Annotated in this window: 15 protein-coding genes and 1 tRNA gene; 10 read left to right on the top strand and 6 right to left on the bottom strand. The window is 70.7% G+C overall.

All coding sequences use genetic code 11. The features are described from left to right. The first annotated feature begins 68 nt into the window (after nucleotides 1-68). The 5 genes from ACQPZP_RS31205 (at nucleotide 69) to ACQPZP_RS31185 (ending at nucleotide 3,363) form a co-directional block, all read left to right on the top strand. Nucleotides 69-977: a PAC2 family protein gene (locus tag ACQPZP_RS31205; RefSeq protein WP_433473287.1), complete on the top strand. Its 909-nt coding sequence runs from the start codon at nucleotides 69-71 to the stop codon at nucleotides 975-977. Nucleotides 978-1,028: 51 nt separating this feature from the next. Then, entirely contained in the window at nucleotides 1,029-1,448 is a 420-nt protein-coding gene (locus ACQPZP_RS31200; RefSeq protein ID WP_433473286.1) for a CBS domain-containing protein, read from the top strand. Further along, a complete protein-coding gene (locus ACQPZP_RS31195; protein WP_433473285.1) occupies nucleotides 1,445-2,080 on the top strand; it encodes a dienelactone hydrolase family protein in 636 nt (211 codons plus the stop codon). The genes ACQPZP_RS31200 and ACQPZP_RS31195 overlap by 4 nt, the downstream gene beginning before the upstream one ends. Continuing rightward, nucleotides 2,080-3,237 carry a geranylgeranyl reductase family protein gene (locus ACQPZP_RS31190; protein WP_433473284.1) on the top strand — a complete coding sequence of 386 codons (1,158 nt, stop codon included), beginning with the start codon at nucleotides 2,080-2,082 and terminating at the stop codon, nucleotides 3,235-3,237. Before ACQPZP_RS31195 ends, ACQPZP_RS31190 begins: the two co-directional genes overlap by 1 nt. A 54-nt stretch (nucleotides 3,238-3,291) precedes the next feature. Beyond that, a tRNA-Val gene (locus ACQPZP_RS31185) sits at nucleotides 3,292-3,363 on the top strand. A gap of 69 nt (nucleotides 3,364-3,432) precedes the next feature. Here the strand turns inward: ACQPZP_RS31185 and ACQPZP_RS31180 are convergent. Then, nucleotides 3,433-3,600, bottom strand: coding sequence for a tyrosine-type recombinase/integrase (locus tag ACQPZP_RS31180; RefSeq protein ID WP_433473283.1), 168 nt, complete (start codon nucleotides 3,598-3,600; stop codon nucleotides 3,433-3,435). A gap of 415 nt (nucleotides 3,601-4,015) precedes the next feature. Between ACQPZP_RS31180 and ACQPZP_RS31175 the strand changes: the two genes are divergently transcribed. Further along, complete coding sequence (locus tag ACQPZP_RS31175; protein WP_433473282.1) at nucleotides 4,016-4,195, top strand: hypothetical protein; 180 nt, start codon at nucleotides 4,016-4,018, stop codon at nucleotides 4,193-4,195. Nucleotides 4,196-4,830: 635 nt separating this feature from the next. Here ACQPZP_RS31175 and ACQPZP_RS31170 read toward each other — a convergent pair. Further along, the gene (locus ACQPZP_RS31170; protein WP_433473281.1) at nucleotides 4,831-5,136 is read right to left on the bottom strand and encodes a hypothetical protein; all 306 of its coding nucleotides are present in this window, start codon (nucleotides 5,134-5,136) and stop codon (nucleotides 4,831-4,833) included. Nucleotides 5,137-5,338: 202 nt separating this feature from the next. Beyond that, a complete protein-coding gene (locus ACQPZP_RS31165) occupies nucleotides 5,339-5,647 on the bottom strand; it encodes a hypothetical protein (RefSeq protein ID WP_433473280.1) in 309 nt (102 codons plus the stop codon). 338 nt (nucleotides 5,648-5,985) lie between these two features. Here ACQPZP_RS31165 and ACQPZP_RS31160 point away from each other — a divergent pair, with 338 nt between their 5' ends. Then, entirely contained in the window at nucleotides 5,986-6,189 is a 204-nt protein-coding gene (locus ACQPZP_RS31160) for a hypothetical protein (protein WP_433473279.1), read from the top strand. A gap of 166 nt (nucleotides 6,190-6,355) precedes the next feature. Here ACQPZP_RS31160 and ACQPZP_RS31155 read toward each other — a convergent pair whose 3' ends face one another. After that, nucleotides 6,356-7,417, bottom strand: a complete 1,062-nt coding sequence (locus ACQPZP_RS31155; RefSeq protein WP_433473278.1) for a right-handed parallel beta-helix repeat-containing protein — start codon at nucleotides 7,415-7,417, stop codon at nucleotides 6,356-6,358. 773 nt (nucleotides 7,418-8,190) lie between these two features. On the opposite strand from ACQPZP_RS31155, the gene glnII reads away from it, so the two are divergent. Further along, nucleotides 8,191-9,204, top strand: a complete 1,014-nt coding sequence (gene glnII, locus ACQPZP_RS31150; protein WP_433473277.1) for a glutamine synthetase — start codon at nucleotides 8,191-8,193, stop codon at nucleotides 9,202-9,204. Between the two features lie 170 nt (nucleotides 9,205-9,374). Further along, entirely contained in the window at nucleotides 9,375-10,004 is a 630-nt protein-coding gene (locus tag ACQPZP_RS31145) for a hypothetical protein (RefSeq protein WP_433473276.1), read from the top strand. An 18-nt stretch (nucleotides 10,005-10,022) separates the two neighbouring features. Here ACQPZP_RS31145 and ACQPZP_RS31140 read toward each other — a convergent pair whose 3' ends face one another. Beyond that, on the bottom strand, nucleotides 10,023-10,466 hold the full coding sequence (locus tag ACQPZP_RS31140) for a universal stress protein (protein WP_433473275.1): 444 nt from the start codon (nucleotides 10,464-10,466) through the stop codon (nucleotides 10,023-10,025). Between the two features lie 32 nt (nucleotides 10,467-10,498). Then, nucleotides 10,499-12,229: a RelA/SpoT family protein gene (locus ACQPZP_RS31135; protein ID WP_433473274.1), complete on the bottom strand. Its 1,731-nt coding sequence runs from the start codon at nucleotides 12,227-12,229 to the stop codon at nucleotides 10,499-10,501. Nucleotides 12,230-12,466: 237 nt separating this feature from the next. On the opposite strand from ACQPZP_RS31135, the gene ACQPZP_RS31130 reads away from it, so the two are divergent. Next, nucleotides 12,467-13,495 (top strand): alpha/beta hydrolase, encoded by a 1,029-nt coding sequence (locus ACQPZP_RS31130; protein ID WP_433473273.1) that lies wholly within the window; start codon nucleotides 12,467-12,469, stop codon nucleotides 13,493-13,495. Nucleotides 13,496-13,663 lie beyond the last annotated feature (168 nt).

The following is a 13,663-nucleotide window of genomic DNA, read 5'->3' as shown; positions in this document are numbered from 1 at the left end:
TCCGGACCGGGGATGCGCCTCCGCATGTCCTAATGTTGTGCGCAAGACATGTAGAGGTGGGGGAGAAGTTGCTTAACCCAGAGGATCTGTACGAGCTTGACGCCGACCTGCCGGAGATGACGGGTCCGGTGATGCTGCACAGCCTCGACGGCTTCGTGGACGCCGGGTCCACCGGGCAGCTCGTGCGGGAGCACCTCCTGGAGGCGTTTGAGCACCGCGTCATCGCCCGCTTCGACGTCGACTCGCTGATCGACTACCGGGCGCGCCGGCCGCCGATGACCTTCGACCGCGACCACTGGGCCTCCTACGAGGCGCCCGAACTGGTCGTCCGGATGCTGCGCGACGACGCCGGCAGCCCGTTCCTGATGCTGTCCGGCCCCGAGCCCGACCGGCTGTGGGAGGGCTTCACCGCGTCCGTCGTGCACCTGGTGAAACGGCTCGGCGTCGGCCTGGTCGTCGGTTTCCACGGCATCCCGATGGGCGTCCCGCACACCCGCCCCGTCGGCACCACCTCGCACGCCACCCGGCCCGAACTGGTCGCCCGCAACTCCTGGTTCGACAAGGTGCAGGTGCCGGGCAGCGCCGCCGGGCTGCTGGAACTGCGGCTCGGAGAGGCGGGCCACGACGCCGTCGGGTTCGCCGTGCACGTCCCGCACTACCTCGCCCAGTCCGCCTACCCGGCCGCCGCCGTCGCCGCGCTGGAGGCCGTCGTCTCCGCCACCGGCCTGGTGCTGCCCGTCGACCGGCTCCGCGAGGCGGCCGCCGCCACCGACGCCGACATCGCCGAGCAGGTCGACGGCAACGACGAGGTCGAGAAGGTCGTGCGGGCCCTGGAGCAGCAGTACGACGCGTTCGCGGGGGCCGCCGAGCGCGACAACCTGCTCGCCGAGTCGCAGGACATGCCCACCGCCGAGGAACTCGGCGCCCAGTTCGAGCGGTTCCTCGCCGAGCGGGAAGGGCCCGACGCGCCCGGGTAGACATATCCCGTCCGCCGCTGGGTAGGCGAGCCCCGAGAGGGGAGGTTTCGCATGGCCCAGAAGGTGAACGAGGTGATGACGCCGGTGCCCGTGGCGGTGTCCCCGGACACGAACCTCGTCGAGGTCGGGGACCTCATGCGGCAGCACGGGATCGGGGATGTCCTGGTCGTCCACGAGGGACGGCTCCGCGGCCTGGTCACCGACCGCGACATCGTCGTCCGCGCCGTCGCCGCCCACCGGGACATGTCGGGCACCACCGTCGCCGACATCTGCAGCACCAACATGATCACGGTCACGCCCGGGGAGGACGCCGAGGAGGCCGTGCGGCTGATGCGCCGGCACGCCGTCCGCCGGGTCCCCGTCGTGGACGGAGACCGCCCGATCGGCATGGTGTCCATCGGCGACCTCGCCGTCCAGCGCGACGAGCACTCGGCCCTCGCCGACATCAGCGCGGAGCCGCCCAACACATGATCACGCTGAAGCTGCCGGACGCCGAGCTGGCCGGCGACCTGGCCATACCGGACGGCGCCACGGGCGTCGTCCTCTTCGCGCACGGCAGCGGCAGCTCCCGGCACAGCCCGCGCAACCGCGCCGTCGCCGACGGCCTGAACGCCGCCGGCGTCGGCACGCTCCTCATCGACCTCCTCACCGAGCACGAGGACGAGATCGACCGCGTCACGGCCACCCTCCGCTTCGACATCGAGCTGCTCACGCTCCGGCTCATCGGCGCGATCGACAGGCTGACCGAGGGGCTCGAATCGGCCCCGCACACCGCCGGCCTCCCCATCGGCCTGTTCGGCGCGAGCACCGGCGCCGCGGCGGCCCTCGCCGCCGCCGCGGCCCGCCCGCGGATCGCCGCGGTCGTCTCCCGCGGCGGACGCCCCGACCTGGCGGGACCGTCCCTCGCCCGCGTCCGGGCACCCGTCCTGCTGATCGTCGGCGGCCGGGACACCGAGGTCCTGCAGCTGAACGAGCGGGCCCACGAGCGGCTCGGCAGGTCCGAGGTGCACGTCGTCTCCGGCGCGACCCACCTCTTCGAGGAGCCGGGCGCACTCGAAGAGGTCACCATGCAGGCCGCCGACTGGTTCAACAGGCACCTGTGATGCGCGACGTCATCGTGGTGGGCGCGGGCCCCGCGGGATCCGCCGCCGCGACCCACCTGGCCCGTTCCGGACTGGACGTCCTCGTCCTGGAGAAGACGTCGTTCCCCCGGGAGAAGATCTGCGGGGACGGGCTGACGCCGCGCGCCGTCCGGGAACTGAAGGCGCTGGGCATCGACATCACCGGCCCCGGCTGGCTCCGGAACAAGGGCATCCGCCTCATCGGCGCGGGCCGCCGCTTGGAACTCCCGTGGCCGGACGGCTTCGGCCTCACCCGGACGCGTACCGACCTCGACGAGATCCTCGCCCGCCAAGCCGTCTCCGCCGGCGCGACCCTGCTGGAGAACACCAAGGCCACCGGTCCGCTGCTGGCCGACGGGCGGGTGAAGGGCGTGCGCACGGCCAATGGGAATCACGAAGCGCGCCTGGTCATCGCGGCGGACGGGGTCTCGTCCCGGCTCGCGATCGCGCTCGGCCTGCGTCCCCGGCGCGACCGTCCCATCGGCATAGCGGGCCGGCGCTACTTCCGCAGCCCCCGCCACGACGACGAGTACCTCGAAGCCTGGCTGGACCTGGCGCCCGCCGGATACGGGTGGGTCTTCGGCATGGGCGACGGCACCTGCAACGTCGGCGTGGCGCTCCTGCGCAGCGAACACCCCGACTACCACCGGCTGTGCACCCGCTGGCTCACCTCGCTCCCGGCCTCCTGGGGCTTCACCGAGGAGAACGCCACCGGCCCCCTGCGCGGGGCCGCCCTCCCGATGGGTTTCAGCCGCCGCCCCCACTACCTGCCCGGCCTCCTCCTCGCGGGCGACTCCGGCGGCATGGTCAACCCGTCCAACGGCGAAGGCATCGCCTACGCCCTGGAGGCGGGCCGCATCGCCGCCGAAGTGATCACCACCGCGTCCCGCTCCCCGTTCCCCGAACACGTCCTCCGCACCTACCCGGCCGCCGTCCGGCACGCCAACGGCGGCCCCTTCACCCTGGGCCGCGCCTTCACCCGCGCCATCGACGACCCGCGCATCATGCGCCTGGCCACCCGCCAGGGCCTCTCCCACCCGTCCCTGATGCGGTTCGCCCTCAAGATCCTCGGCGGACTGCCCACCACGTCCACCGACCGCCTGGCCACGGCCCTGACGAGAATGACCCCGGCCTCCTGACCGTTTCGCGGACCCGCTTCAGAACCAGGTACGCTTTCCCGGCAACGAGCACCCGGGCGCGTAGCTCAGGGGTAGAGCACTCGCCTTACAAGCGAGGAGTCGGCGGTTCGAAACCGTCCGCGCCCACCCAGGTAAAGGCCATGATCCGCTGTTGCGGATCATGGCCTTCGATCTTGTGAGTGACTAACTGAGTGACTAGGGGTCCTGACCTGTTGCGTCGCCGAAGATGCCGTCCATGGCGGTCGCCCCCTTCTCCATGACGGGCCGGATCTGCAGCCGGTAGACGGTCTCGGTGACCGCCGTGCTGCGGTGGCCGACCAGGCGCGAGATGTCCTCGATGGGGATGCCGTGGTCGGACAGCACTGAGACGAAGCTGTGCCGCATGCTCAGGGTTCGGCGCTGCGTTGATCTCCGTGGGAGCGGGACCGGTCCGGCTAGGGGCCGGCCCCGCGTCTTACCTGGTCAGCTGGCGGGCTTCGTGAACTCGCCGTTGATCTTGTCTAGGGATGTGCGGCGGGGCCTTGCCGGCCACGGGCGGGGTTGCCCGTGATGGGCGGGGCCCGGCATCACCTGCTCCTCAGGCACACGATCAGGGCCGCGATCAGCGGCCACACCACGTGCCGGCTCTGATCCGTTGGCTGCACCATGGGGCGTATTTGAGGGGATGCCAGCGCAGATCTTGCGTCCCGAGACCCACGTCGGACGGTCTTCTGCAGTTCCGGTCAGGCCGGAGCTACCCGCTGCTTTGCGGGTCACGTGATGAGAAAGTGAGGCTGAAATGCGTAGTGAAAGCGGCATCCCCGCCCACGTCGGCGACTCTTCCGTGGTCTTCGACGGTCCTGAGGAGAAGTACATCGAAGACGCCGACCAGCCCGTCGCCGGCGCTGGCGCAGGCGAAGGCACAGAGACGGTCATAGGGCTGCACGGCGAGGCGCAGCGCCTCGTCGACAGCGAGTAGCTCCGAATGCCGTGTCCTTCGCAGGCACGCGGAGGATCGGCTGATCTACATGGCACCGGGCCAGTCAGCCGGTGATCCACTTGTTGGCCCCCGCATAGCGCGGGGGTCGACTTTCTCCATTTGAAATGGTTCACCAGCGCGTCAGGCTTGGCGCCGTCCGGCGGCATGAGGCCGATCTCCTCCAGGTGACCGTCGCGAAACGGCGTACCGGTCCGGGCCGCGAGTTCTTGCGAGCGAGGAGTCGGCGGTTCGAAACCGTCCGCGCCCACCAGGGAAACCCCCTGTTCCCGATCATGGGAGCAGGGGTTTCGTGCCATTAGCCGACGAGCGCGAGCGTTCCGGCCTCCCCATCTCGTCATCGCGGTCCGCACGCTGTCATGGCCCATCGGCTCCATGAGGTCGCAGAGCGTCGCGCCGGACTCGGCCGCGAACGTGTTCCCGGTGTGCCGGAGGTCGTAAAAGTGCAGGTCGGGCACGCCAAGCTTGGCTACCGTCTCACCCCACTTGGTCCCACGCCGGAAGTTCGCCCGCCGCAGGACGCCGCTGGGCTTGCCGGTGAAGATCAGCGCGTCGTCGTGATGCGTCTGCCGGGGTCACTACGGCCGCCGTGGGGGCGTGCCGCCGGTGGTTCGGCATCAGCGTGCAAGGGCGACGATCTCGTCCACGGCCACAAGCGGGATCATCAATGCGATGTCCCACGTTTCGTCATCCTGCCCAACCAGCACCGCGACCTGCTCGTCCCCGGCCGTGGACCAGAACACCGGCGAGCCGGCACACACGCCCACCTGTAACGATCCCCGCTCATCCCAATGCGCGCCACGAATCCCGCTCAGCCGGGAGAAGTCCGCAAGAGGTGCCCAGAAATGCACCTCCCACCTCTCGGTCCGCAACGTCAATAGCGGCACCGGATCGGCATCGACGTCCAAGATCACATCGACCATCCCGGGATGGTCGCACAAGGCGAGAGCGTCGCGACAGGTTGGAAAGACGCCTCCGGCGGGGGCCTCTGACTCTGGGAAGCTCAGCCCGCACCTTCGCGTGCCGAGCGCAGCGGCTGCAAGCGGACCTGTGCCTGGCCGTTCGTCGCGAGGGTGCCGCTCCGTCCGCCAGGGGGTGGCGGTCGCCGGGGCGCGCTGCTGCCTATCATCCGTAACCGGACGACCATGCCTGCTTGTGCACTGCATCCAAGTCGCCCGTAACGACCGCGTGGAAGAGCTCCTCCATCAGCTCGCGCGGCACATGCCGCATGTGCCGAGGTCCCTCCTCGGCGTCTTCCCAGACCAGCAAGCCAGAGGAGAAAGCGGAGAGAGCCCACCCGCTTTCGTGGTCAATCCACACGTTCGGATGCTCAACGTCGTCCGGTTCGTCCAACTCGGCGAGCAAACCAGCGATCTCGTCGGGACCTGGGTTTTCTACCTGTCGTCCCCATCGTCCATAGGCAACCGTCGACATGCCGCCCATCATGGCAGCGCCTCCGGCGGGGCACTCCGGCTCAGAGGCCGGCTGAGACACAGGTCGGGGGCCTCGACGTTGTCGCCGAGACCCCCGCAGGTGGATGGCCGGCCGCGCCCCTAGCGCGACGGTCGGCGATGTGGCCAGCGCCGGGACCTGTGGCCGGCGATGAAACCAACGAATACGGAGCTGGCGCTGTTGACACTGAGCACGGCGGCGACGGCCAGTGGGGTCGCCGCCAGTAGTAGCAGCCCGATGGCCCAGGCATAGTTCGCGACACCTAGTTGGGCGCTGGTCTTGAGCAGGTCGCGGCGGCGTAGCGGTACGGGCACCGAGCGATGAGCGAGGAGTTCGACCAACTCGATGAGCTAATCGTCGACGGCCAGGTTTTTGGCGCCATCCTCTGGCTCAGAGAGACGTTCGACTGCGGCATCAAAGAAGCCATCGTGTTCTTCGAAGCCCGGTACCAGAAGCTGCGCAAGACGCGGCCGGACGACTTCACCAAAGGCCCGGAGGAGTACGGCCAGGGCGCCTACACCTGAAACCATGCGGACCGTGGGGCCAGTGGCGCGTGTCTCAGAGCAAGGACCTGATCTGCGGCCAGGCTCGGTTGAGAGGCCAAGGGTAGCCCGGCAGGGTCGGCCGCACGTCTGCGGGAAGCCCCCTGTTCCCGGGTCGGGAACAGGGGGCTTGTGCCGTGACGTGCCGTCAGTGGTGGCAGAGGCCGTCGGGCTTGGAGGTCGCGCAGTTGTTGCCGCGGAAGCGGTTGGTCCTGCTGCCGCTGTTGTCGACCAGGTCGAACGGCGCGTTGCCGCGGACGAGGTTGAACTTGATCAGGTTGAACCGGGCGGGGTGTCCCTTCGGGCTCGGGAAGAGGACGATGCCGCCGGAGTAGGGCAGGTTGCCGCGGTTGCCGGTCACGGCGTTCTTCTCGATGGTGTTGTGGTCGCCGCCGAAGACCAGGATGCCCGTGCCGCCGAGCGGCGGGACCTCCTCGTGCTGCGCGCAGGACCGGTTGTTCCTCGAGACCTTGTTCTTCCGGACCGTGGTGTTGCCCTGGCCGCCCTTCTGGTCGTCGTCGACCAGGATGACGCCGGTGCAGTTGCCGACGAGTTCGTTGCCCCAGGCCTTGACGTGGCGGGCGTGCCGGACCAGCAGGCCGATGGCGTTGCCGGAGGCGTGGTTGTTCGCGACGACGGTGCCGCGCGCGTTCTCGATGTCCCCGACGTACAGGCCGGCCTCGATCCGGTTGTCGATGGCCCAGTTGTCCACGAACCGGCCGCGGGTGGAATGGAACTCGGTGATGCCGTACTCGCCGTTCCTCTTCGCGAGGACGCGCTTGACCGTCAGCCGGTCGGTGTAGATGCCGAAGATCCCGGTCTCCTTGAACCTCTCGACAGTGAGGTCCTTGATCGTCACGCCGCGGACCAAATGCCTGGGCGACCCGACCACGCAGATCCCCATGCCGGGCACCCCGGCCTTCTTGCAGTTGTCCTTGCGGCCCGGGCTGAGGACGGTCCGGTTGCCCGCGCCACGGATCGTGAGGCGCTTGCGGACGAGGACGCCCCCGTCGTAGTGACCCGCCTTGAGCTTGATGACGTCGCCCGGTCTCGCATGGTCGACGGCCCGCTGGATCGAGTGACCCGGCCGTACGACATGGACCCGGTGGTGCTTCCCGCCGGCGGGCGCCGCCTGGCTGGACGGTGCGAAGGATGCCAGCCCTGCCAGCACGGTGACCGTGCTCAGCGAGGCCACAAAAGTCCGCCTCATCCTGTTCCCCCGTTTCTGGTCTGCTGAATGGGAATCCGCGGTCGGCGCGCCGTCGCGCCGTGACGTGATTCCCCCGATCATCTTGGATCGGCAAGCCCCTTCCGTCGATGCCAGAGAAGTAAACATTCGGGGGGCTTTGAACAACCGAAACTTTTAGCCCGGACTTTGGCGGGCGTCGAGTTTCTCCGGGATCCGGGGAATTGATGTCCTTTTGATGGTGAAAGATGGTGAGTAGTGGCTTTTGTGGGCTAGGCCGTGACCCGTCCGCGGGGTCGCCGGGGCGGCTCCCGGCCCGGGCCGAGCAGGGCGTTCAGTTGGGCGATGAGGCCGGGGGTGCGCCGGTGCGACGCTGAACGCGAGCGCGGTCAGCGGCGCGATCGTGAGTGCGGACAGGGGAAACACGACCCTTTTCATGGACGCATTCCTTTCTCTCGACTATTGCGTCCCATTTCGGGAGGGTTCGTGCCTTACCTCTGCATTTTGGAGGTACACGCTGTGGTGTGGGAGGCGTATGATCCTTTTTGCTTGTCGCTGGTCAAAGGTGAGAGAACGGCTAATTCGTGCCAATTACCGCGATCGTGACAACGCAATGACGGACTCGCGCGTCGTGCCCGCCCGTCCGGGCGGCCGCCCGGGGCTCCTGTGAGCTAGGTCTCAGCAGGTCAGGGCGCGTGTTACATGGCGTTCACATATGGGCAACAGATGCGAAATGACCGGTTGGCACGTTCTGTAGGGCCGACCCACAAGGCCCGGTGGACACGAAGGGACCGACGTTGAGCTACAAGGCCGAGTACATCTGGATCGACGGCACCGAGCCGACCGCGCGGCTGCGGTCGAAGACGAGGATCCTCGCCGACGGCGCCGACCTGCCGGACTGGGGCTTCGACGGGTCCAGCACGAACCAGGCGCCCGGCGACCGTTCGGACTGCGTGCTGAAGCCGGTCTTCTCCTGTGCGGACCCGATCCGCGGCGGTGACAACAAGCTGGTGCTCTGCGAGGTGTACCTCGTGGACGGCACGCCGCACGAGACCAACACCCGGGCCACGCTGCGTCCGATCGCCGAGAAGTACGAGGCGCAGGACTCCTGGTACGGGATCGAGCAGGAGTACACGTTCTTCAAGGACGGCCGGCCGCTCGGCTTCCCCGAGCGCGGCTACCCGGCCCCGCAGGGCTTCTACTACTGCGGCGTGGGCGCCGACGAGGTGTTCGGCCGTGAGATCGTCGAGCGCCACCTGGACGCCTGCCTGGAGGCCGGCCTGAAGATCTCCGGCATCAACGCCGAGGTCATGCCGGGGCAGTGGGAGTTCCAGATCGGCCCGGCCGGACCGCTGGAGGTCGGCGACCACATGTGGGTCGCCCGCTGGCTGCTGTACCGCATCGCCGAGGACCACGACGTGTCCGCGACCCTCGACCCGAAGCCGGTCGAGGGCGACTGGAACGGCGCCGGCGCGCACACCAACTTCTCCACCAAGGCCATGCGCGAGGGCTACGACGCGATCATCACGGCCTGCGAGGCGCTCGCCGAGAAGGCGCAGGAGCACGTGGCCGGGTACGGCGCCGACATCGAGCGGCGGCTGACCGGCATGCACGAGACGGCGCCCTGGAGCGAGTTCAGCTACGGCGTGTCGGACCGGGGCGCCTCGGTGCGCATCCCGTGGCAGGTCGAGGTCGAGAAGAAGGGCTACATCGAGGACCGCCGCCCCAACGCCAACGTCGACCCGTACGTGGTGGCCCGCCTGATCACGGACACCTGCTGCGCGGCGCTGGAGAAGGCCGGCCAGGTCTGACGAGCGACGGAAGATCCCCGGGGAGCGCCGCTCTTCCCGGGGATCTCCGCGTTCCGGCCGCCCCTGCCATAGCGGGGAACGCGGCCAAACATCTGCAAAATGGTGAGCTTGGGCGAGTTCCTCCCATCGGTGCCGGGTAGCACCCCTACGTTCGCACCGGGGGAGGGAACATGCCCGATTCACCCTTCGGGCGGTACTCCGGCGGCCTGCCCGGCAGGCACGCCGGCCGCCCTGCGCCAAGGCCTTGGGAACGTTCGTTCCGGTGTCCCTCCACGGCGCGGCGGCGCCCGATGGAGGCGCCGCCCAGGCGGTACGAGGATTTCGTCGCGCTGCACCAGGAGATCTCCGCGGAGGGCGCCGGCCCGCCGCTGCGCCCGCTGTGGTGGACGGGGGTCTCCACGGCGCTGCTCGGCGGCCTCCTGACGTTCGCCGCGGTGATCGGGCTGCGGACGATGTTCGGCGTCGAGGCGCCGGTGTTCGCGGGCGGACATGCCGCCACGACGCCCGCCGCGGCCAGCTACGCCCTGTGCGTGGCGGCGGGGACGATCCAGGCGACCGCGCTGATGCACCTGCTCCTGTCCTCGGCCGCGCGGCCGGTGCGGGCGTTCGCGTGGATCGGCGGGATCGCGGTCGCGCTGCTGACGATCCTGCCGCTGACCCTGCGCGGCCCGTTCGACGCGGCGCTCGCGACGGCCGGCATCAACCTGGCGGGCGGGACGGGTGTGGTCGTGCTGCTGTCCGCCGTGGTGGCGGCGTCCGGGCAGCCCCCGTGGGACGGCCCGTTCAGACGCACCCGGTGATGATCGCCGCGGCGGCGCTCAGGGCACCACGGTCACCGGCCACCGTCCCGACCGGACCAGCCGGACGGCGACGGACCCGATGAGCCGGTGCCCGGCCTGCGCCGACGCGCCGACGACCACGGCGTCCGCGCGGGACTCGTCGGCGACGCGGGCGAGGACGGTGTACGGGTCGCCCTGCTCGGTGACGAACTCGTAGGCGACCCGATCGCGTCCGGCGGCGGCCGCGAGCTCCCGGCGGATCTCCGCGGCGATCTCGTCGGCGGTCTCCCGCATGACGGCGGCGCCGCCCGGGGTGAGGGTGGTCAGCGAGGCGACCGGCGCCACGTGCACCACGACGAGCCGGGCGCCGCCGCGGCGGGCGAGGCCCCACGCGTACGCGCCGGCGCGCAGCGCCGTCTCGGAGCCGTCCACGCCCACCACGATCACCTTCGGCCCGTCCATGCCGTACTCGAAAGGTCCCATGTGATCACCTCGCGATCACTGTAATCACCGGTTCAGGGGCGGACGAACCGGGCCAGCAACTCGTCGAGGCCGAGTGCGCCGGTGCTCAGCGCCGCGTACATCTCGTCGATCTCGGTGTAGCCGAGGTCGCGGGCGACGGCGAGGGAGTCGCCGTGCGCCTCCGCCGCGAGCAGGTCGACGTCCCGTCCCGCCAGGGCCCGGACGAGGCGGCGCCGCCCGGCATCGGCGGCCTCCTCGGCGCGCCGCAGCGCGAGGCTCTGCTGGATGCGGACGCGGGCCGGCACCGACACCGCGATGCCGAGCCAGTCCTCGGACGGCGCGCCCGCCGGATCGGTGAGGATCTCGACGACGTTGCCGCTGCGGATCTGCACCGACATCGGCGCGAGCCGCCCGTTGACGACGGCCCCGATGCAGCGGTCGCCGGTGCCGGGGCCGAGCGCGTAGGCGAAGTCGAGCGCGGTCGCGCCCGCGGGCAGCGGCACGATGTCGCCGCGCGTGGTGAACGCGGCGACGTTGCCGGCGGCGAGGTCGGCGCGCAGCCGGTCCAGGAACTCGGCGGACGGCGCGTCGGACTGCCAGGCCAGCAGCCGGCTCAGCCACACCAGGTCGCGGCGGCCCGCGACCGCGGTGGCGGTGTCGCCGCCCGCGTCCCGGATGTGCGCGACGATCCCGTACTCGGCGACCGGATGCATCGCCTCGGAGCGGATGATCACCTCGAACGGGTCGCCGTCCGGGCTGATCACCCGGGTGTGCAGCGACCGGTACATGTTGTCCTTCGGCGTCGCGATGAAGTCGCGGACCTGCCCGGCGACCGGATGCAGCGCGGCGTGGACGGCGCCGAGCGCGATGTAGCAGTCGCTTTCGGCGCCGTCCACGAGGAGCAGGAGCCGCGCCGTCTCGCAGGGCCGCAGCCCGGCGAGGTCGCCGCCGGACGACTGGTGCACCGCGTACAGGTGGGACGGCCTGACCTGCGTGCGGGCCCGCACGCCGTGCTCGGCCAGCGACGCGCGGAGCAGTTCGGTGGCGGGCCCGAACGTCCGTCCGGCCCCGGCGAGCGCCGCGCGGACGGCGGACCGGGTCGCCTCGTGCGCCTCCGGGTGGCGCGCGGCGAAGGCGAGGTCGTCCATCTCCCGCTTGAGGACGTGGATGCCGAGCCGGTCCGCGAACGGGACCAGCAGCTCGTGCGACGCCTCGGCGTAGCGGGCCCGCTTGTGCTCCGGCTGGTAGCGCAGCGTCCGCAGGTTGTGCAGCCGGTCCGCCAGTTTGATCACCAGTACCCGCAGGTCGGCGGCCGCGGACAGCACGATCTTGCGGAGCGTCTCGGCCTCGGCGCGGTCGCCCCAGCGCCTGCCGTCCAGCTTGGTCACGCCGTCCACCAGCACCGCGATCTCGTCCCCGAAGTCGGCGCGGACCTCCCCGAGCGTGTACGGGGTGTCCTCGACCGTGTCGTGCAGGAGCGCGGCGACGAGCGTCGTCGTGTCCAGCCCCATCCCGGCGAGGATCAGCGCCACGGCCAGCGGGTGGGTGATGTACGGGGCGCCGGACTTGCGGAGCTGCCCGCGGTGCAGCCGTTCGGCGACCGCGTACCCGCGCAGCAGCTCGGCCTCGGCGGACCCGGGGCGGGCGGCGTCCGGGTGGGCGGCGCGGTGCGCGGCCAGCAGGGGCGCGAGGGCGGCCCGCACGGGGTCCGGGCCGCCGCCGGCCGCCTCCCGGCGTCGCGCCGGGAGGCGGAACCGTCCCGTCGCCGGATTGAGCGTCGCCATCACGCACCCGCCTGGCCGCCTGCCCGCGGCACCGCCGCCACGGACTGTGACCGCCATTATGCGCGCCGTCCGCCCAGGGGGCGACCCCTCGCATGTCAATGCGATTTAACGAAGGCTTCACAGGCGGATGATTTCTGCCGAGCCTTGACCAGTGTATTAATGCGTTGAGTGGATGCGGGCCGTGTTAGGCCATGGCGCCTCCAGGGTGTTCTTCTCATGCGGATGGATAATGGCGAAATGATCCTCTCCCCGCGGGGCCTGCGAGCCGCCACGTCGAATGTCCTCCAGCTCGCGCTGCACGGTCATGTCGCCGACCTGCGCCCGATGCCGGCGGAGACGATCGGGGAGGGCCGCGGGCGGCCGGTGTACCGCTACCGGCCCCCGGAGGGGGTGGTGCCGGCCGGGCCGCCGGTGCTGTTCGTCCCGCCGCCGGCCGCCCCGGCGCGCTGCTACGACCTGCGCCGCGGATGCAGCCTGGCTGAGCACGTCGTCCGGGCCGGGCGGCTCAGCTACCTCCTCGATCATGGGCCGATCCGGTCCGCCGACCGCGACCTCGGCGTCCGTGAGCAGGTCCGGGACGTGCTGCCGGGCGCGATCCGGGCGGTCAGCCGGGACGCGGGCGGGCAGCCGGTCCAGCTCGTGGGCTGGTGCCTCGGCGGGATCTTCGCGCTGCTCGCCGCCGCCGCCGATCCGGGGCTGCCGATCGCGTCCGTCGCCGCGATCGCCGTCCCGGTGGACGCCCGCGCGGTGCGCCTCGCGGTGCCGCCGGCTGCGGTGCCGAACCCGGCCCGGCGGGTCGCCGGCGTGGCCGGCGCCGTGCTGCGTTCCTACCGAATGCTGACCAACCTCGACAATGCCGATTTTCTGCAGCAGATCGAGGCAGTCGATCATTTCATGCACACGATGGCGGCCTATCCCGGACAGACCGCTCGGCAGATTTACCGGGCCCTTTTGCGGGACGACGCCCTGATGCGCGGCGGCATCGAGATCGGCGGCCGCCGGGTCGATCTCGGCGCGGTGGGCGTGCCGGTTCTGGCCATCGCGGGACGCGGCGACGCGCTCGCCCCGGTCCGGGCGGTCCGGCCGCTCGTCGGGCTGCTCGGCGGCGCGCCGCAGGTGCGCTTCGAGATCGTGTCCGGCGGCCACCTCGGCGTGCTGACCGGACGCTCGGCCAGGACGACCACGTGGCGGCACCTGGACCGGTGGCTCGACGAGGGCACCGTCAGGCACGGCATCCGCGCCCAGCGCGGCGCCGCCACCGTCTGACCGGGAGCGAGTCCTCCCGCACGTCAAGGGACGTTCCAATCTCCTTTGCCGTGCCGCCATCAACGCGTCCCCGGGTGTGTCGCCGCCGTGATCGGCGCGTCGCCGACCGTAGTGTGACGCACCGTTGTTACGAGCCGCACCGGCCGCGGGGCCGGGCCGCGGGACGTC

Origin of the sequence: Spirillospora sp. CA-142024, from assembly GCF_050942325.1 — a bacterium.
In the GTDB taxonomy this organism is placed as follows: Bacteria; Actinomycetota; Actinomycetes; order Streptosporangiales; family Streptosporangiaceae; genus Spirillospora.
This window is presented reverse-complemented; position numbering and strand designations above follow the sequence as displayed.

Excerpts from the sequence above, each read along its gene's own strand:
- ACQPZP_RS31140 (WP_433473275.1), bottom strand. The coding sequence starts at position 10,466 with ATGGGACCTTTCGAGTACGGCATGGACGGGCCGAAGGTGATCGTGGTG.
- ACQPZP_RS31200 (WP_433473286.1), top strand. The coding sequence starts at position 1,029 with ATGGCCCAGAAGGTGAACGAGGTGATGACGCCGGTGCCCGTGGCGGTG.
- ACQPZP_RS31155 (WP_433473278.1), bottom strand. The coding sequence starts at position 7,417 with ATGAGGCGGACTTTTGTGGCCTCGCTGAGCACGGTCACCGTGCTGGCA.
- ACQPZP_RS31170 (WP_433473281.1), bottom strand. The coding sequence starts at position 5,136 with ATGGTCGATGTGATCTTGGACGTCGATGCCGATCCGGTGCCGCTATTG.
- ACQPZP_RS31190 (WP_433473284.1), top strand. The coding sequence starts at position 2,080 with ATGCGCGACGTCATCGTGGTGGGCGCGGGCCCCGCGGGATCCGCCGCC.
- ACQPZP_RS31160 (WP_433473279.1), top strand. The coding sequence starts at position 5,986 with ATGAGCGAGGAGTTCGACCAACTCGATGAGCTAATCGTCGACGGCCAG.
- ACQPZP_RS31175 (WP_433473282.1), top strand. The coding sequence starts at position 4,016 with ATGCGTAGTGAAAGCGGCATCCCCGCCCACGTCGGCGACTCTTCCGTG.
- ACQPZP_RS31145 (WP_433473276.1), top strand. The coding sequence starts at position 9,375 with ATGCCCGATTCACCCTTCGGGCGGTACTCCGGCGGCCTGCCCGGCAGG.
- ACQPZP_RS31165 (WP_433473280.1), bottom strand. The coding sequence starts at position 5,647 with ATGTCGACGGTTGCCTATGGACGATGGGGACGACAGGTAGAAAACCCA.
- ACQPZP_RS31195 (WP_433473285.1), top strand. The coding sequence starts at position 1,445 with ATGATCACGCTGAAGCTGCCGGACGCCGAGCTGGCCGGCGACCTGGCC.
- ACQPZP_RS31135 (WP_433473274.1), bottom strand. The coding sequence starts at position 12,229 with ATGGCGACGCTCAATCCGGCGACGGGACGGTTCCGCCTCCCGGCGCGA.
- ACQPZP_RS31130 (WP_433473273.1), top strand. The coding sequence starts at position 12,467 with ATGATCCTCTCCCCGCGGGGCCTGCGAGCCGCCACGTCGAATGTCCTC.